The organism is Streptococcus sp. OMI750 (assembly GCF_047463895.1).
GTDB lineage: Bacteria > Bacillota > Bacilli > Lactobacillales > Streptococcaceae > Streptococcus.
This window is the reverse complement of record NZ_JASHCZ010000001.1, coordinates 572,558-590,848: the sequence shown is the minus strand read 5'-3', so window position 1 is coordinate 590,848 and position 18,291 is coordinate 572,558. Positions and strand designations below refer to the sequence as shown.

The following is an 18,291-nucleotide window of genomic DNA, read 5'->3' as shown; positions in this document are numbered from 1 at the left end:
AATCCTTATTTATTCCGAATTCTTCATATTTTGAATCAAGATATCGATTTCTTTTATCTCGGTTATTAACTCTGAAAACGGATCATCTATAGTATTTTTTTTACTTTCATAATAAGCATTCCCTAATGTCAAAATTAATTTTTCACGTTTTTTATTCTCTTTATACAGTTGAGTATTTGTTTGAATTGATTGAGTTAATTCCTTTGTTTTCTTTCCAGCTTTAGAACTAACTTCAAAAAATTTTTCTGAGATATCAGATAAAAAGGATTTTTGAAGATTATTACTGTTAATTTTTGAGCCACAGGAAACACAGTATTCACTTGTTTTGAAGTTTTTGGTACCACATTTAGCACAAAAGTTATATTCTTCCCTGACCTCACTAATGTGTGGTGGAACATATTCTTCCCTGACCTCACTATTGTGTGGTGGAACATATTCTTCACCGTGACTATTATTGTTTGGTGATACATAATCTCCATCAGGGGTAATATTTTCTGAAGTTTCTATTTTTACTTCAACTTCTTCATTCATCTTTTCATCAGGTTCTTCGATACTATTAACGATATCTTCTGAAATAGGAGTCGTTTCAGCATTTATATTTTCAACTTCAAACTCATTATTTTTCTTTGCAGTAAAAAATTCTACTGGACTTGGTTTGCGTTTAAATTTTTCTTCAAATTGAGATAGCCATTCTTCTTTATTCATAATCTCACACCCCTGTATATCTTACATGATAATTATTTTGTAAAATACTAATACGTTTATCTTTAGACGGATATCCTAACTCGCAATATCCTTTAGCCAAAGATCCATCTTCCTCAGATACAGTATCGATATAATAACAATGAATTTCCCCAAATCCAATCGCAGCCATATACTGGTCTGAAAGATATGCGTCACGTTTTACAATTGATTTTACAAACATGTAAAAGAAACTAATTAATGCAACTATTAATATTATCGAACCATAAAACAGGATAGCTCCTTCTTTTGTTTCAGAACTACCTGACCAAAATGAGTTTCTGCTGTCTCCATAATTTTTTTTAAAGCCTCCAAATAGTGTTGTTATTAATAAGATTAGTAAGACAATAATTAAAATGATATTTGAACCAACTACCACAGGTAAAAGATTTGGAGCCATATTATGGATTCGATGGAGCTCAAACATAATTTTTGGTTCTAAAAAATATGGATTTTCCAGTAAGCTATCAGTAACGATAATTTTGTTCATACCTATTGCGTAGGCAGCAGGAACATCATTATGAATCATGCGGATTTCAATATTATCTGGTAAGTTTAAACCTTTTTGACGCGCCTTTTGAATAATCTCATTGACAGGTTGTTGAACTTTTTCTTGATAATCACTTCTATCTATCCTCTTCGCTCCAACAATCCAACAAACTAAGGATTGACCGGCATTTGATAATAAAAATTCTGTAAATAATAAAGCTATTAGTCCAACAATTCCCTCACCATAGTATGTTTCCAAAAATATTGCAATCGTGAAATATATTATAATCCCCCATCTTTGTGTATCAAAACAATATTTTAAATAGTTAAGAACATTGAATCTTTTTATGATAGAGTGAATTATATTTTGATCTTTCTGTTCTAAATATTTCCCACAACCACTATATTGCTTAGTATTTCCCAAATTCTTTGCACCACATGAGTTACAAAATTTAAAATTTTGATCATTTTGTATTTCCGCAACATTTTGTGAAACGTATTCGTTCAATTCTACTTGTGGCTGAACCTGAGGCCTAGCATTGCTTTCACTGTCCTTAACTTTAGAAATGGCCGATAAATCTGATACTATTATTTCTCCTGATTGAATACCAGCTTGAATCTCTTCTTCTGTTGGTACACGGTCGTTAATCTCTTTAAATATTTCAATCCATTGCTCTTTATCCATCATATACTCCTATGTTCATTATTAAAGTAAAAGGCTGAGGGAGATCACCTTAAAAGGTTCTATTTCCTCCAGCCTATAAATCTATTTATAGATTACTCTTAATTTTACTCACCTTTTTTACGCAATTTTATTCCAGATAGTCCCATAAGCATCGCTCCTAGGCCAAGTAATACTAATCCACTTTGAGAACCAGTATTTGGTAACGAACGTTGAGGGTTATATCCGGTTACTGAACCTCGATAGTTATTGTGATCAGATTGAGAAGCAACCTTATTTTTAAGATCAAAAATTTTATGATCTTCATTTTTGATTCCAATTGATTTAGTTTCACTTGATAACTTAGCATATTGCGTCAGTTGTTTGTGAGCGTTTTGGTAAGCAAGCTCTACAGCTTCATATTGTGCAGTTGCATCCAATTGATCTTGTAGAAGTGTTTTAAGTTTAGCTTCCTCTCTTGCTACATTATCAAGTGCTAAACGATGCTCTTCAACTGCATTGTCATATGCATCTTTTGCTTTCTTCAAATATGCATCAGCATTTTCAAGACAATCCAAAAGTGTTTCTAAAGTGACTAACTTAGTCTTTAATTTAGAAATTTCATCCTTAATTTGATTTTCTTTAGGTTTTAACTCTTCAACTTTATTCTGACGGTTTCTGAGTTCTGCTTCGTCCCTGGCTTTTTCAGCTTTCAGATCTGAAAGAACTTTAAGTTCTTTATCCAATTCTGCACGCGCATCTGCTAAAACTTTTTGTTTTGTTTGAATATCTGCATTTAGATTTTCAACTGCTGATTGTGCTTTTGCATAACGAGTCTTGGCAGCAACCAATTGTTGAGAAGCCTCATCTAAATTCTTTTGTGCAAGAGGTGTCTTATCTGAGATTGAGTTTAATCTAGCAATCGTTTGACGTGTAGCATTTAAGGCTGCCAAATGTTTTTCATGAATTTTAGTTACTTCATCTAAATTGTTTCTTGCAGTCTTATCTGTTGCTTTTGCTTTCTCAAGCTCCTCTTTTGCAGTTTCTAATGCTTTTTGCTTAACTTGAAGGTCTGCATTTAAATTATCAAGAGCTGTTTGAGCTTTGATATATCTTGTTTCAGCTTCTTCTTTTAGTTGTTTTGCATTGTCGTATTTCTTCTGTGCATCTGGAGTTTGATCAGGAACTGACATTAATTCTGCTACTAGTTTTTGAGTTTGTTTCAGATTTTGATTTGCATTTTGATTTTCTACTTTTGCTTTTTCAAGATCAGATTTAGCTTTTACTTCTGCTGTTGTGGCCTGGTCTAAATTATCTTTTGCATTTGCTAAAGCTTGACGCTTGCTTTGAATATCAGCATTTAATTGATCGAGTACTTCTTGAGCCTTATTAAATTGGATTTGTGCTTCATTATAATTTTGTGTAGCGATTTCCAATTTAGTAGTAGCTGCAGGTGTTTGGTCAGGAGTAGCTTTCCAAGCATCTAATTTTGCTGTCAATTCTTTGAGAGCTTTTGTACTTGAATCATTTTCTGATTTAGCTTTTTCCAAACGATTCTGTGCAGAATTATTTGCTGTATTTGCTGCAGTCTGTTTAGCTTTAGCAGCTGTTAATTCATCTTCCATTTTTGAAGTATCAAATGGAGTAGCTAAAGGTTTAGCAATTCCTTTATCATAGTAGTCATCAACGCTTACTGAATGATATTCTCCAGTTTGTTCATCTTTAACATATTCAAGATGAGCATCCTGACCTCTAAATTCAATAAAGTGCATACGGCCAACACCACTAGCGGTAAAGCTGTTTGCAGCGCCTACAGCACGAGTTTTTGTAGGAGCTTTTTCCCCAATCATGAGCTTCATGTGACCAAAGTAAGCATGAACATCATTTGTGATGAAGCTAATAACAGAATCATATACTTCACGATATAATTGGGACATTGTGGCTTTGCGGGTTTCTTTTGCTTTTGAATAATAAGCACCAAATCCAAGCAAAGTATTATTAAAGTTCAGGTTTTCGCCAGCCCATGCAATTGAATCTAATCCATCCTGCTTCAAGGCTGTCACACTATGACTAGTGCTATATGGTTTATTTTCATCAGCATAAGCTTTTGCAATGTTTTTGACACCCTGAACTGATTCTTCAGTGACGATATAATGATGGCTACCCCAAACTTGGTCTTGTAGATTGTTTGAAATTAGTGCATAGTATTGGCTTAAAGCTTCAATTTGTTTATTGGTTAGGTTATCCAAATCAACTTCTGAATCGTCAATAGGTAAAACAATATCCTTGTTAGACCAACCCTTGATAACAACATTTTGGTGTTCAGGAGAATATTCCGTTTCTGCAGTACCAAAATCATATTTACTACCTGCGAACCATTTTTGAATAACGTCGTTTAAGGCATTTTTATTTGCGTCTGAGTCATCAGCAAGATAAGCCTTGTAGGCATCAATGACATCCTGAGGCAATTGAGGAATAGTGAGATTTTTAATTGCTGATATTTGTTTATTGAGCGTTTCAACCGCTTGATCAGCCTTCTCTTTATTCTCTTTTGCTTCCTGAGCTGCTGATGTTGCACTCGCTAGCTCATTTGAAGTTTCATTTACTTTAGCCTCTTCTTGGTTTTTCTTAGTAGTTAAAGCTGAAATTTCCGAAGCTTTCTTAGCATCATTTTCTTTAGCTGTTTTGAGATCTTCTTCCGCACTAATCTTACTATTTTGTTTATTTGCTAAATCATTTGCTTTGCTATCACGATTTGCGATTGTTTGGGCAAGTTGTGATTCAGAAGCATCAAGATTACTTTGTGCTGAAACCTTATTTTCTTGAGCTTTCTTTAGATTCTCTTGTGCTTGTTTTTGTTTTTCTTCAGCAGATGACAAGTTTGCTGCCGTTTCTTGACTTTTCTTTATTTGATCCGCTTCAACAGACTTTGCATTTTTTAGTGCAGTAGCTTTTTTATCATCCGTTTCTTTAGCACGATCAAGTTTTTGTTTCGCTGTATTTTCAGTTGCTGCTTTAGCATCTAAATTTTCCTTAGCAGTATCACGTTCTGCTACAATTTCCTCAACGCCAGTACCGTCTAAAACCTTCTGAGCAGTTTCTTTCTCTTTTTGAGCCTTCACTAATGCATTTGCTGCTTCTTCTGCAACCTTTTTAGCATCTGCTAATTGTTTAGCAGAAACTTGACTAGCACCAAGTTGCGTTTTTTCATCAGCAGAAGCTTTACTGAGTTCTTCGGCTTTATTTTTGTCTTCGTTAATGGCATTTTCCAAAGCCTTTTTCGCTGCTGATTCTGCTGATTCTTTTTCAGCAACATCACTTTTTGCTTTGTCTCTTTCAGCAATGATTTCCGATGCTCCAGTGCCATCAAGATTTTTTTGTGCAGTTGCTACTGCTTCCTCAGCTGTCGAAACTTTCTTTTCTTGCTCTGAAATTTTATCTTGATCTTTTTTAATAACCGCTGATTGCTGGTTACGTTCTTTCTCAGCTTCTAGAACTTTTTCAGATGCATCTTTTTGTGATGTTTCCTTTTTCTCAATGTCAGCTTTTACTTCTGATATTTCATTCTTGGTTTTTTCAATTTTTTCAGGCGTAGCTGATTCTTTATTTGCTTCAGCATTCTTTAAGTCAACATTTGCCTCGGAAACTTTTGATGCAGCGGTTGCTTCCGAAGCCTTAGCGTTTACTAATGCACTATCTTGATTTGAAACCGATTGATCCGCTTCTTCCTTGATCGCTCTTGCTTCTTCTACAACTTCAGAAGTTGGCGTTTTCGTTACGGTTGCAATTCCATTATGGACAAATACCCCGTCTACTTGTTTTATATTTGTAGACGAAGGAGACGTCGATTCAACACTTAATGTTGACTCATTTGGCTGAGTTGCAGTTACTTCATCCGCTTGTACAATAGAAATTCCCGCAAAAGCTGTAGCTATTGAAACAGCGGAGACAGTTGCTTTGATCGTTTTCTTTTTCATAATTCCCACCTTTATGATAGAGTATTGAGCAAATTATCACTATATAATATAATTATAAACACCCGAATTATACTATATTTTAGCAACTTTGTAAAGTTGTAACCAACCTTTTGAGAACTAGAACCTAACCTTATAAGGCTGTAAAATAGTCTTAAGAGGTGAGCAATGTCAGATTTACAAAAGTATATAAGCAAACGAATACGGATTCTGCGGATTCAGTCAGGGATGACTCAGGAACAATTAGAAGAAAAAGCAGATCTTGGTACCAATTATGCCTATAAGCTGGAAAATTTAGAGCCCAATATAAAAATTAGTACGCTTGAGAAAATTATAGAAGCTTTAAATGTTGATCTACAAACTTTTTTTGATTTAACACTTAAAGAAGAAAGTACTGACTTAGCACAGCTTATCGACACTATCAAATCTTTACCAGAGTACAAACAAAATAAAGTCATTTCAGCTATTAACACAATTATTAACGAGACAAAATAAAAAGAGTGGAAAAGGATAAGTATAATAACGATTCCTTTTACACTCTTTTTGTGCATAAAAATATTGCTATTAGCTATTGGAGCCTACGATTCTTGGGTAACCAAATGTCATATCGAGGTTATCTTCCTCGTAATTCTTGATCAATTCCCAGAAATCTACAACTGATAACTCTGCAACTGATTCATGCCAATTGAATCTAAAAAACAAATCTAAGAGAAATTTAATTACTTGATGAACTTTGGCTGTCTGTTCTACAGTATCAAATGTAATCAAAATTTTCTCACACAATGGATCAATCAATTCAATTTCAATGCTATCATTTACAAAATTGAAAGACACTTCTTGATCCTGCTCATTCAAGATTGAGATATACTGATCCTCTTCAAATGTTGAATAAATCATTCTAATATTGACTTCTTCATTGTGATTAATTAACTCTGTAAGATATTGTTGAGTTAAAGAAATCACATGGTTTTTATACGTTTTCATTTTGTTTTCCTCCAAATATTTTTTTAAAATAAGATTTTTCATTCGTGAATTTTCACGGTGGCCTTACTCTCTTTAATATTATTATTAAACGATTGTTCTTGAGCATCTGCTACCTCCTTTATCGAAAAACAAAAAAAGACAGTTCACCACTGCCTTTCTTTGTTTTTTATCTATACTATTATTATGCCATTTTTCTATAAAAATAAAGATAGATTTTTCAAAAAAGGTACTGACTCCAAAAGTTTAATTTTTACCACCTAGTTTGTGAGGGACGGGATCATTCCTTTCAATCAACTTATATTTCGTTGAATTGATTTCAATTAATTGTTATACAAGAATTTTAAAAAATTTTGGCTTCGCTAAAATCATTTTTGTCAATATTATTAACTAAATCTATACTAAACTGAAATATAATTTCAGAAATAAGTGATAGAATGTCAGCATTGACATCAGGAATTAAAAATGTAGAGTCAACATGTTGACCGTGTAAAAGTTTATTCCTTCTATATTGAGCATAAACAGCAATCAGTTGTAGATAATTAATTTTGCAAGACTCATTCTTTTTTTTATACCTTTTATTAAAATTATCTAAAACAGAATTATAATTATCAGTAACTAGATAATAACTTTCCAGTACTCTCTTAATTAACTCTAGAACATTTATGTTAGTATATTTAAAATCTTGATCACAAATTCTACCATTCAACTGATGCTTTTCGACATTTTCACTTATAAGCCATACAATAATTAGTTTGTATAATTCATCAGTGTTATTTACAAAAAAAGCTTCTGATAAAGAAATTGAATTTGTTAAACTTGACTCAATATTTTTCAATCGCAGCAAAGATACTATGGCAACTTTGTCGACCGTATTGTCATCCCCTTTTTGTCTTAGTTTATTGTGAAAGGTGTAGTAAAAAGTATACATGGTATTAAAAGAACGATACGCATTGTAAAAATCTTTATTTTCAGTATATAATACTTGCGAATGAAGAACTCTATAAATTACATCAGAAACTTCCTTATTACTAATCATCTTAAACAAATATTCAATATTTTCATCAATCACAAAACTATCTGGAAGTGGTGTCCCAAATTCTTGAACAAACGGAATAGCAATTTCACCTTTGATATCATCACTAATTACTATTGATTTAATTTCTATTGGCTGTTTATAAAAATTATAGACATAAAATAGTGATGATACAATACATCTTTTAAAGTTGCTTTTTTTTGTTTTCCAACAATTATTTAAATCAATTGATTTGGTCCGTTTACACTCGATTGAAATTTTATTTCTTTCGAATTTCACATCATCAGCATATATTTGCTCTTTTGTCTCACCATTTTCTTTATAAACTCGCTTGTAATATTCAAATTTAATATTTTTATTAAGTTCTTTATCATTAACATTTTTTACATTGTATTCAATAACTATGCTTAATTTCATAATATTTCTTCTTTCATAAAATAAGTGATTTGGTTAATCGATTTTTATTTAAACTTCATCTTCACTTCCTGCATCCAACTTGGAAGGACTTTGTTTAGCTCCATATTAAGTTTGAGTTTACTTCCAGAAAATCCACTGGTTGCCTTAGTCGCATCAAGTGTTTTTACGATATCTTCCCTGAAAGGAATTTCATCTGGTTTTTTCAAGTCATAAGCTTTCAGCGATTTAGTAAGTAATAGACTATCTAATCCCCACTCTGTCGCAAATTCTTCGACAAGTTTCAGTTGTCTATTTTCCTGCCATGCATTAAAGGCTGTGTAAACATCCGTATCTGCGGATAAATGTTCTGATTTTAATTCTTCATCAAGAAAGGTTTTAAGAGACTTGGCTAATTCATTCTCCCCTAATTTACTGAGCTCTTGAATCTCTTCAAATATCAAATTCCAGTTATTATCATTGATAACCAATACACCATTCTTATTCGATGTTTTTTTATCAATCAATGTAAAGATGCTCTGCGCATCAATAACTTGCGTTCCTTGAAGTTTTGAGCGCCCTACAATATTGTCAATGTCCGGACCTGTTGAACCACTTTGTCCTTTTTCTTTAGGAAATAAATTTTTATAAGCTCCTAGATACACTAATAATGTATGTTCAGTCATCCCGAATGCTTTATCATCCCAAGAATACTCATAATATTGTTTTATTTTCCCTAAATGGATTGCCGCTTCTTTGAATGCTTTTTTGAAGAGATTTTTTCTTTCAGCATCATTTTGAATAGTTCCCCAATTTTCAGGATCTTCTAACTCTTTTTTTAGACAGGCGAACTTATCAGCTAATTCTATTACCGCATCAGAATACTTTTTGACTAGCACTCTACTATTTTTTCCACCACTTCCATATAAACGAAGGGCTTCATTCACTCGAGATTCTGTTATTCTCGGATATTTGAAATTGATAATCGTGCCGAACTCTTTAGAGAAACCAAATATACGGTTAGTACGAGAATAGGCTTGAATCAAGTTTTGAAGTTCTAATCTTCTATCTACGTAAAGTGTATTTAGACGTTTCGCGTCGTATCCAGTTAGTAATTGGTCTGCAACGATTAAGATATCGATGTTCTTAGGATTTCGACCTCTACCTCCACGCTTAGCACGAGCAGTGATATCTTCAAAATAAGCTTTTTCACCACGAATTTTATCGCCAACTAGGAACTTAATGCCAGTGATTTTAGCATAATCTTCAAACATTTCCTCTATAACCCCATTAACGACATTATCAGTATCATTTTCATTACCAAAACTAAACGTCATAACGACATTAGGTTTAGAATCACCTTCCTGGAATCTTTCTGCTATTTGCTTTTTAAATTCGTGATAATAATTGATAACACGGTCTTTATATGCAACCGTTAGAATCGAATTAAATTCTCCCTGTTGAGATTGCGAATCCCATCCCGAAAGGATTTCTTCTACAACTCTTGGTATATGATACTTATCCTGATAAAATAATAGTCCCTCTGTAACAGCGCTCTTTTCTACTTCCAATTCCGTCCATTGTCGTACTTGCCGTTCAACATCTCTTTGTAGCTCATTAGGATTTCTTTCGACTAAAATATCAATCAGTTGTTCGCGGAGGTCCTCATAACTTTTAAACTCACCCGTATTGATATAGTCGACATGAAAGCCTAAGACATTCCCATCTGCTATCGCTTCATCAATTGTATATTGGTGCAATAGTGGGCCAAACAGTTTTTCAGTTGTATTAATGACCTCACTACGTTCATTAATCTTGCCCTTAACCTTATTTTCATCAAACAAAGGGGTTCCGGTAAAACCAAAGAACAAACTATTTTTAAAGAAATAATCTTTAATCTGTCCCATCATGTCGCCCATTGTTGTCCGATGAGCTTCATCGATAATAAATACAATTTTCTTATCAGATAAACTATAATCTTGAGCATCAAGAAGATCTCTTACTAAGTTACTCAATTTAAAAGTGGTAGTAACTACAATTCCACTCTTTGCAGCCATAATTTGTTTTCTCAACTGATAAGTGCTACTAGTATCATCAACCTCTACAGATTCATAAACAGAATAAGCTTTAAAGGCTTTTGACGTTTGCTCATCTAAGTCTCGTCTATCAAGTAAGAATACTACTTTATCAAAGTCTGTTCTAGTAGCTAAAAACTGAGCAGTTTTAAAGCTGGTAATTGTTTTTCCTGAACCTGTAGTATGCCATACAAACCCACCATGTGGTGTTTTGCCCGGATTGTCCCAACCAAAGACTGCTTTCTCAATAGCTTGTAATGCATAAACCTGATACGGACGCATTAACATATGGCGTCTGTTCTCTTTGTTATCAGGATCTTCATCAATAATCAAATAGTCTCCCACCATTTGGTGAGCCATCGGTACCATAAGAAAATGCTTAATTACTTCCCTATAATCCGTTAGGACACGTTGACCCAAGTTTTCACCGTTTTCTTTATCTTTTTGTGTCACCGACCAATGAAAGACGAATGCATCATTAAAATCATTAATGGATTTTGGAGTTGCGAAATAACGAGTTTCAATTTCTGTCGTTACTACCATCATTTGAGAAAAAGCCATGAAGTTATTGGTATACTCTCCTTTTTTATAGTAGCGTATGAATTGGCCGAAAGCCTCGTCTAAATCCTTATCGCTTCGCTTTTGCTCAATATTAATCAAAGGAAGGCCATTTATCAACAGGACAATATCAAAACGGCTTCCGTTAGGTGTTGATACTTCACGAGCAACTTGATAACTTGAGTCCCCACCACTTACTTGAGCTTTTTTCAAAATAGTTAGAGTAATTTGTTTTCTAGTAATATTGGGATGTGCATCACGATAAATACCAGCAATCTTCCCAGTTGATCCTTCAATAGATAAGATCTTAGCAGCTTCATAGCTGTTGGAGATTTGATTGACTTTGGACATAACTTGCTCAAACTCACTATCCGTTAATGCAACTCCTTCTAGGACATCAGCATTAATACGATTGAGTTCACTTCTCCAGTTATCAATCAAATCTTGAACAGTCACTTTATGAATATTACCATTCAGTTTATCTGGAGCTTGCCATCTGAACTTGGTTAATTCTTTGACAAATTCATCCTGAAAATGTCTCTCAGAGGCGTCTTTGTTGATACGACCCATAGGGTTTCCTTTCTAGAATGACTTCCTATATCCTTAGACAAAGAGTTCATTTAAGTATGCTTTTTTCAAATCTTTTAGTTTATTGAGTTTTTGTTGTTGGAGGGAAATTTGTTTCTCAACTTTCATCAAGAATGCTCCAATCATTCTCTGTTCTGAAATTTCAGGGGCAGTCAAAGGTAAATTCATCATAATTTCAGCATTTAACTTTGCACGTCCTCCACCAACTAGATAAGGTTCCATCTGTATTTGTTTAATAGCGAATAATAAAAATTTATTATCTATCAAATTATTTTTCCCTTGTATAACGTGAGCGTGATTATTCACCCAAACTTTCCCATTTACGTATTGAACAGGATAATCATTCAAGTCATTTGCTCCATCTTCAGCCAGTAAAACAAATTCTCCATCGTGTGTAAAACCCTCAACATAATCTTGAATTCCATTGGCCCCGTAGTAAGGAATATTACCTGCTATACGATCTTTAGAGGCAACTGGAATACGTAGATTATCAAATTTCTCTACAACTTCTCCCAACTTCTTCTCTTCCCATTCCCCTTCAAAACCAGGGAAACGCCGTTTTGGTACTCGTTCTCCTTCTGCTGGGAAGAGTTCAGCAAGATAAGCTTTTTTAAGATTTTTCAGTTTGTCAAGTTTATGCTGATAGAGGGTGATAAGAAAATCGATAGAATAAAAGAACTTTCCAATACAATCCTGTTCAAATTCGGAAGGAATTTTGAAATCCATTTTCGAGAACATTGCACCAGTTATCTGATTAATGGTAGCGCCCATATTTTTCTCTATCTCTTTTTCAAATTTAGGCGTATCTAATAATGCGTTTACAAATGAAGAATGATCAGAATGCATACCTGACATAAACGCTCCAATAACTGTATTTGGCATTTCTTCTTTAACCATAGCATGTTTACCAATTAAAGAACGAGATCCATTTCTTACAACAACAATAATATCACCTAATCTAACGTTTTCAGATGTTACTTTATCTGGTACAACATAAACATTATCGGCATTTATTATTTCTCCATTTTGAATATTTGATGATCGTAAAACTAAAGTTCCAGTCTTATGTACGTCATTAGGAGAGTAGGTTAAACCGTTATACAATTCTATAAAATCAGTTAATCTTTTCTCTTCCCACTCACCCTCTAATTCAACCCCTTTAAATCGTCTCTTCGGCACATGTTTATTATTTGTCATTATAACACCACCAATTCACTCATCATTGCTTCTAGTTCTTTCTCTAGTATAGCAATCTCACCATCTAGACTATCCAAAGTTTCAGAATAACGTTTATTGAGTTCTTCTAGGACTGCAATCTCAGCTTTGAGAGGTGATTTAACTAGTTCCTCAACTTTTTCAATCACAGAACCAAACCATTTTTTGTAAAGGAGTTGATCTACTTCTTCATCTGTCAATTGTAGGATTCGTTCTGCAATTAGTCCTTTCAATTCAAGTTCTTTAGATTTAATTTCTTTATTAACTGCTGACTTTTCTTTAGTTAAGTCATCTACTTTCTTGAGAAGTTCATACTCAAGAGATCCTTTTGCAGCTTCCTTCAAGCTGGCTTTTACTAGTTTGTTCTCAAAGCTGTCTTGCGCTTCACCTTCTTCGTTCTTTTTAAGAGAATCAAAGAGAGCATTGTATTTATCGCTATCTTCTATTTTTGCATCTTCGACTAACTCACTCAACTCGCCATCAATTTCAGAAATACGTGACTTAAGTGTATCAATGGTAGCCAACTCTTCACTATAAAGTTCACTAGCAATTAGTTCATTAGGAATAATAACCCCATTCCAGCCATCCTGAACTTTTTCCTTGTTCTTACCTTTCGTTACCATATTGGGTTCACGAGTACGACCAGCTTCATAGAAACCTAATTGATCGATAAACTCTATATCATGACCTAGGTATTTAGTCCAAATCTCTGCAATAATTTGATATCCATCATAGATATCCAACCGTGGAAATTCTGATAATCGAGTTTTTATCGCACTCAACATCGCCTCTTTTAATTGACGAGGTGTCAAATCAAGATTTAATTGGTGCAATTTCACCCAGTATTCGTCTAAATACTCTTGGATAGAAGTTACTACTCGGACTGTTTCTTCTTTTACTGTTTTACTGTTTAGAACAGCTTCTGAAAACTCCTCAATTGGCTGAATTAATTCAAAATAGCCTAGGCGTTTTTCAGAAATTTCTTTCTCAAGTATTTCTGGTACTGCTTGATGAAGTGCAGACAAACTCTTGATGTTAGCTTCAGGAATACCACCGTATAAATGTGCATCTACATCATGAGGGACTTCTTCATCAATCGTAGTTACGTATCGAGGGATATTCATGTTGAACTCATTTTGAATCAACTCTTGACGGCTAGCCAAATGGCTATATCCTTTTTCTTCGATACGATTTTGATAAACATCTACGATTTTAGCGATGTCTTTTTCTTGGAGAGCATTTTGTTTCCCGACTTTGATAAAGTTACGAGAAGCATCAATGAAAAGAACAGGTTCATTTAATTCACGGTTCTTCTTTAGGATAATGATACAAACTGGGATGCCTGTATTCGTAAAGAGATTACTTGGCAAACCAATAACTGCATCAATTTGGTTTTTCTCTAATAAACGTTTCCGGATTTCACCTTCTGCAGAACCACGGAAAAGCACTCCGTGTGGTAAAACAATGGCCATAGTTCCTGTAGTAGACAAGTGATATAGCCCATGAAGGAGGAAGGCAAAATCTCCTTTTGAATCTGGAGGAAGGACACCTGCGATTTCAAAACGTGGGTCACTTGGTTTCAGTCCAGCACGATTCCAATTCTTTATAGAGTATGGAGGGTTCATAACGACTGCATCAAACTGTACCCCTTCGTTTGGACGTTCCGGATCTTCTGGCCAATCTTGCCCCAGCGTATCCCCATTTTTGATGCTCATTTTCTCTGGACGAACTCCATGAAGTAAGAGATTCATACGAGTCAAGTTGTAAGTCGCTGTATTCTTTTCTTGTCCGTAGTAATTGAGACTTTTCTGTTTTTCTTCTGATAAGTGTTTTTTAACCGTTAATAAAAGAGAACCTGAACCTACTGTCGGGTCATAAATAGAAGTAATATTCTCGTTTATAGCAACGATTTGAGCCATGACTTCACTTACTTGGTGTGGCGTGTAGAATTCCCCAGCCTTCTTACCAGATTCCATGGCAAACTGGCCAATGAGATATTCATAAGCATCACCCAGTACATCACCATTTTGTAGGGCTACCATATCCAAATCTTCAAACAATCGGATTAATGCTTGAATATTTTTATTACGCTCATTTAAATTACTTCCTAGAGCTGTATCAGTTAAATCAAGCGTTGAACTTGAAAAAAGACCTTTGAAATCATCTGAATCATTAGTAACAGCAATGCTACGTTCGAATTGGTTAAGGCTATCAGTTACTTTCTGGACTTCAAAATTCCCGGCATTCATGTCTTGGACCCATGTTTGATAAAGATGTTCAGGACGAACAAAATATCCCAAGATGTCCTGAATCATTTTTTCAAGTTCAGTCCCATATTCTTGATGAGCATTTTTATATTCTTCAAACCAATCATCTTCTTTTGAAATACCAGCGGTTGTCGCAAATGTTTTCAGAGTCTGGTCACTCAAAAATTTATAAAACATAAGGCCCAACATGTAGTCTTTATACCGACTAGCATCCATGGACCCACGTAATTCATTTGCACCATTCCATAAACGTGCTTTAATTTCTTCTGATGTAATCATTTAACTCCCCTTTTTACGTCATTCAAATAATTATAAACTGTTAAAATAACTATTAGCTGAAACCGCAATCATTGGCTTTATAATAGGCCAAATTTAAAATATATTATCTTTAAAATTATATCATAAAATAAGGAATTATGTCTGATATGGTCGTTATGTTTTATTGTATAAACTTAACTTTGATGTACAAAAAAAGTAAACAATAGTCCACTTTTTAATAATTAACTTTAAAATCGATAAGATAATTTGCGATAGAATGATTCTACTACTACACACTTATCTTATCTACATTCTCATGGGATAATTTTTATTCTGCTGAAGTAATTATTAATCTCAAATTACTATAGTTAGTAAATCACAACTTCTTTACTTCTTTAAAATTAGTAAAACTTATTGATAATTTCATTAAAATTATGTTGAGCTTTTTTGTGACAATGTTTTAGCAACTCGACACGATGTTCATTTTCTACAGATAAAAGCATAGAAATCAATCTCTCATATCCAATATCAGTTTTAAGTGTAATTAAAGATGTGATTACATTAGAAAATTCTGCAGGAGTAAGATCTCTTAAATATAGCGCGACGTATTTTCCTCCAGTTGAAAACAATGAAACATAGACAATACTATTTTCTTTTTGTCTAAACGTCATTCCCCCTTCAGATTCCTTAATTTCAAAATCATACACCGTTTTTTTCGGGATACAAATAAATGAGTTTTCAAACTTCCTCCGATAATGAAAAAAAGTCTTACAAAGAATAATAAAATATAATTCGAACATACTAGTTACCTCCAAAATTTTTTTAAATTTATGTTCATCAAATAGTATGCCATTTTTTTCAAATCATAAAAATAAAAGATTATAAAAAACGAAAGAGGTATTCTTTTACTTTTAGAATTTTTTGTACTTATACCTCTCTCTCATTCTCCATTTTTTGTAATTTTGATTTTTCAGTGTGTTTAGCGTTGACAGAAACGTATGTGAAAGTCACGCTAAACACACAGTCCCAAATAAAACCGTATAACACAAAAGAGAAAGAAAATTTGTTTTTTATAATGATCAATTTATGGCATACTATAGATATCTAAAGATTGATTAAGTAGAGACGTAACTAATTAGCTACGTTTTTTTTAATATTTAAAAGGAGGTAGCTATCGTGTAAACAGCAGGTTTAAGCTGAGTTAAGAAAGAACCAATTTTTGTATTTCACTAACTAAAAAAAATGTATAGATAATAAAAGTAATGTCAATAGCAGTAAAAAAATGTATAGATAATAAAAGTAATGTCAATAGCAGTAAAAAAATTTTTGATCATAACAAAGTAAAGTATAAGAGTATAAGAGTATAAGAACGAAAGTAAATAACAAAAGTCAAAAAAATCAAATACAAAAAAACTAGCTTATCTCAGTCGCTAAATTTAAAGCATTTAAACCTGAAAAAGAGTAAAAAGAAAAAAACAACAGATTTTTATCTGTAAGGTGGAACTCTACATCTTATTTGAATTGAGTCAACTTGTCATGTTGTAAAATGGCTTGGTTAACTTCTTAGCCATCAATTAAGAAGCGCCCTTAGCAAAGGGAAGATACTAATCAGTGAATACAAGCTTTATGTCACTGCACTACTTCAACTTGAATTAAAAGACCTTAAGATTCTTGTTAAGATTTTCTTTAAACGTACATTATCTTCTATAGAAAGGAAAGAACTATGTCAAAGAAGAAACGAAGTCGTTCTGAACGACGAAAAGCTAGAGAGAAAGCCGAGAAAGAACAAATGGATTCTCTAACTACTTTCGAAGGCCGTAAACAATTCGTCCAATCAAAAGGTTTAACTAATCTAGTCACGCGCTTCAAGAAGGGTAAAGGTATCAAGCGAAATGAATCCAAAAAAACAGGAGAGGATATTCATTTAATTCATACCGATCGAACGCTCCATAACTATGCTGGTTCCTGGAGCAGATTCGCTTACTTTGTTGCTGCAACAGCTACTGCCGAAGAGTTAGAAGCTCTTGAAAAATCTAAGAATGTAGATGGATGGATTGACTTAGTAAATCAATACTTAGAACATTGTAAAAAAACTGGGCTTTCTGCACCAACCCAGTCAACCTATAAAGCAGCATTGGCAAAAGTTTTAGGCGTGTCTTCTACTGCTTTTATTGCTACAGATATTCGATATCGAGCTAACAAAAGGAATAATCGCTTAAAATCTAATGACGACAGAATGTCTGAAGAAACGAATAATCGTTGGTTTTCAATCGTATCTGCCACTGGGCTACGAAAAAATGAATTAAAGGCAATTACAGGTGATTCTCTACACCAACGTGAAGATGGTCGATACTATCTTAAAATCATTGGTAAAAAGCATAAAACAAAAGGAGCTAGAGATCGTTGGGTTCCGATTATCACACGAGACAAAGAAGAATTAGAGAGGCTTGTTGAGGAGTTTAAGCTAGCTGGTAAAAAGCGTGTGTTTCAAGTTCCAACTGCTTTAAAGCCACATAAATATCGAGCAGAATATGCAAAACGACTTTATCTTCTTGTCGCAAGAGATCTCAAAGATATCAAGAATAAAAAAGAAAAAATTTTTCTAAGAGGAGAATTAAGGGGAGTCGTCCTGGATCGAAAGGCCTGCTTAATTGTATCTCGTGCTCTCGGACATAATAGACCAGAAGAGTTTCAAAAATCATATGCATATAAATTGATTGCACAAGCAAGTTAATTAACTGTTTCTGACGTATAGAATGAAATAGATAGTATTATGTAGAAAAAAGTCAAATTAAGCTTATTTGATGTTTTTTTCGAAAAAACATAAGCCAGGAATCAAAATGAGAGCTTTTTTTTCTTTTTTTTCAAGAAATTTTGCGTTTTTATGGCATACTTTATACGAATGGATTGATTTATTCAAAAAAATCAAAAAGAAAGGGGGCTTTCAAAAGTCGTATGCATATAAATTGATTGAATAGGCAAGTTGATTAACTGTTTCTTACGTATAAGTATTATGTAGAAAAAAGCCAAATTAAGCTTATTTGATGTCTTTTTC

At 33.5% G+C, this 18,291-nt stretch carries 11 protein-coding genes; 2 read left to right on the top strand and 9 right to left on the bottom strand.

The window, feature by feature from the left end:
- Positions 1-9 precede the first annotated feature (9 nt).
- The 3 genes from QM830_RS03075 to QM830_RS03065 form a co-directional block, all read right to left on the bottom strand.
- Positions 10-705 (bottom strand): hypothetical protein, encoded by a 696-nt coding sequence (locus QM830_RS03075; protein ID WP_414260197.1) that lies wholly within the window; start codon positions 703-705, stop codon positions 10-12.
- A 4-nt stretch (positions 706-709) separates the two neighbouring features.
- Positions 710-1,915 carry a hypothetical protein gene (locus QM830_RS03070; protein ID WP_414260198.1) on the bottom strand — a complete coding sequence of 402 codons (1,206 nt, stop codon included), beginning with the start codon at positions 1,913-1,915 and terminating at the stop codon, positions 710-712.
- 104 nt (positions 1,916-2,019) lie between these two features.
- Positions 2,020-5,868 carry an SEC10/PgrA surface exclusion domain-containing protein gene (locus tag QM830_RS03065; RefSeq protein WP_414260199.1) on the bottom strand — a complete coding sequence of 1,283 codons (3,849 nt, stop codon included), beginning with the start codon at positions 5,866-5,868 and terminating at the stop codon, positions 2,020-2,022.
- A gap of 165 nt (positions 5,869-6,033) precedes the next feature.
- Here QM830_RS03065 and QM830_RS03060 point away from each other — a divergent pair, with 165 nt between their 5' ends.
- Positions 6,034-6,360 (top strand): helix-turn-helix domain-containing protein, encoded by a 327-nt coding sequence (locus QM830_RS03060; RefSeq protein WP_414260200.1) that lies wholly within the window; start codon positions 6,034-6,036, stop codon positions 6,358-6,360.
- 69 nt (positions 6,361-6,429) lie between these two features.
- Here the strand turns inward: QM830_RS03060 and QM830_RS03055 are convergent, their stop codons facing one another.
- The 6 genes from QM830_RS03055 to QM830_RS03030 all read right to left on the bottom strand — a co-directional run bounded on the left by QM830_RS03055 (position 6,430) and on the right by QM830_RS03030 (position 16,036).
- Complete coding sequence (locus QM830_RS03055) at positions 6,430-6,849, bottom strand: hypothetical protein (RefSeq protein WP_414260201.1); 420 nt, start codon at positions 6,847-6,849, stop codon at positions 6,430-6,432.
- Between the two features lie 340 nt (positions 6,850-7,189).
- Entirely contained in the window at positions 7,190-8,299 is a 1,110-nt protein-coding gene (locus QM830_RS03050; RefSeq protein ID WP_414260202.1) for a hypothetical protein, read from the bottom strand.
- Between the two features lie 44 nt (positions 8,300-8,343).
- Positions 8,344-11,478 (bottom strand): type I restriction endonuclease subunit R, EcoR124 family, encoded by a 3,135-nt coding sequence (locus tag QM830_RS03045; protein ID WP_414260204.1) that lies wholly within the window; start codon positions 11,476-11,478, stop codon positions 8,344-8,346.
- Positions 11,479-11,511: 33 nt separating this feature from the next.
- Positions 11,512-12,693, bottom strand: coding sequence for a restriction endonuclease subunit S (locus tag QM830_RS03040; RefSeq protein WP_414260205.1), 1,182 nt, complete (start codon positions 12,691-12,693; stop codon positions 11,512-11,514).
- Positions 12,693-15,257: a type I restriction-modification system subunit M gene (locus tag QM830_RS03035; protein ID WP_414260206.1), complete on the bottom strand. Its 2,565-nt coding sequence runs from the start codon at positions 15,255-15,257 to the stop codon at positions 12,693-12,695. Before QM830_RS03035 ends, QM830_RS03040 begins: the two co-directional genes overlap by 1 nt.
- A 380-nt stretch (positions 15,258-15,637) precedes the next feature.
- Positions 15,638-16,036 carry a hypothetical protein gene (locus QM830_RS03030; protein WP_414260207.1) on the bottom strand — a complete coding sequence of 133 codons (399 nt, stop codon included), beginning with the start codon at positions 16,034-16,036 and terminating at the stop codon, positions 15,638-15,640.
- Between the two features lie 923 nt (positions 16,037-16,959).
- Here QM830_RS03030 and QM830_RS03025 point away from each other — a divergent pair.
- A complete protein-coding gene (locus QM830_RS03025) occupies positions 16,960-17,970 on the top strand; it encodes a site-specific integrase (RefSeq protein WP_414260209.1) in 1,011 nt (336 codons plus the stop codon).
- The last annotated feature ends 321 nt before the right edge of the window (positions 17,971-18,291 follow it).

Bases quoted from the DNA above. Each gene is read 5' to 3' on its own strand.
- QM830_RS03075 (WP_414260197.1), bottom strand. From the start codon at position 705: ATGAATAAAGAAGAATGGCTATCTCAATTTGAAGAAAAATTTAAACGC.
- QM830_RS03070 (WP_414260198.1), bottom strand. From the start codon at position 1,915: ATGGATAAAGAGCAATGGATTGAAATATTTAAAGAGATTAACGACCGT.
- QM830_RS03065 (WP_414260199.1), bottom strand. From the start codon at position 5,868: ATGAAAAAGAAAACGATCAAAGCAACTGTCTCCGCTGTTTCAATAGCT.
- QM830_RS03060 (WP_414260200.1), top strand. From the start codon at position 6,034: ATGTCAGATTTACAAAAGTATATAAGCAAACGAATACGGATTCTGCGG.
- QM830_RS03055 (WP_414260201.1), bottom strand. From the start codon at position 6,849: ATGAAAACGTATAAAAACCATGTGATTTCTTTAACTCAACAATATCTT.
- QM830_RS03050 (WP_414260202.1), bottom strand. From the start codon at position 8,299: ATGAAATTAAGCATAGTTATTGAATACAATGTAAAAAATGTTAATGAT.
- QM830_RS03045 (WP_414260204.1), bottom strand. From the start codon at position 11,478: ATGGGTCGTATCAACAAAGACGCCTCTGAGAGACATTTTCAGGATGAA.
- QM830_RS03040 (WP_414260205.1), bottom strand. From the start codon at position 12,693: ATGACAAATAATAAACATGTGCCGAAGAGACGATTTAAAGGGGTTGAA.
- QM830_RS03035 (WP_414260206.1), bottom strand. From the start codon at position 15,257: ATGATTACATCAGAAGAAATTAAAGCACGTTTATGGAATGGTGCAAAT.
- QM830_RS03030 (WP_414260207.1), bottom strand. From the start codon at position 16,036: ATGTTCGAATTATATTTTATTATTCTTTGTAAGACTTTTTTTCATTAT.
- QM830_RS03025 (WP_414260209.1), top strand. From the start codon at position 16,960: ATGTCAAAGAAGAAACGAAGTCGTTCTGAACGACGAAAAGCTAGAGAG.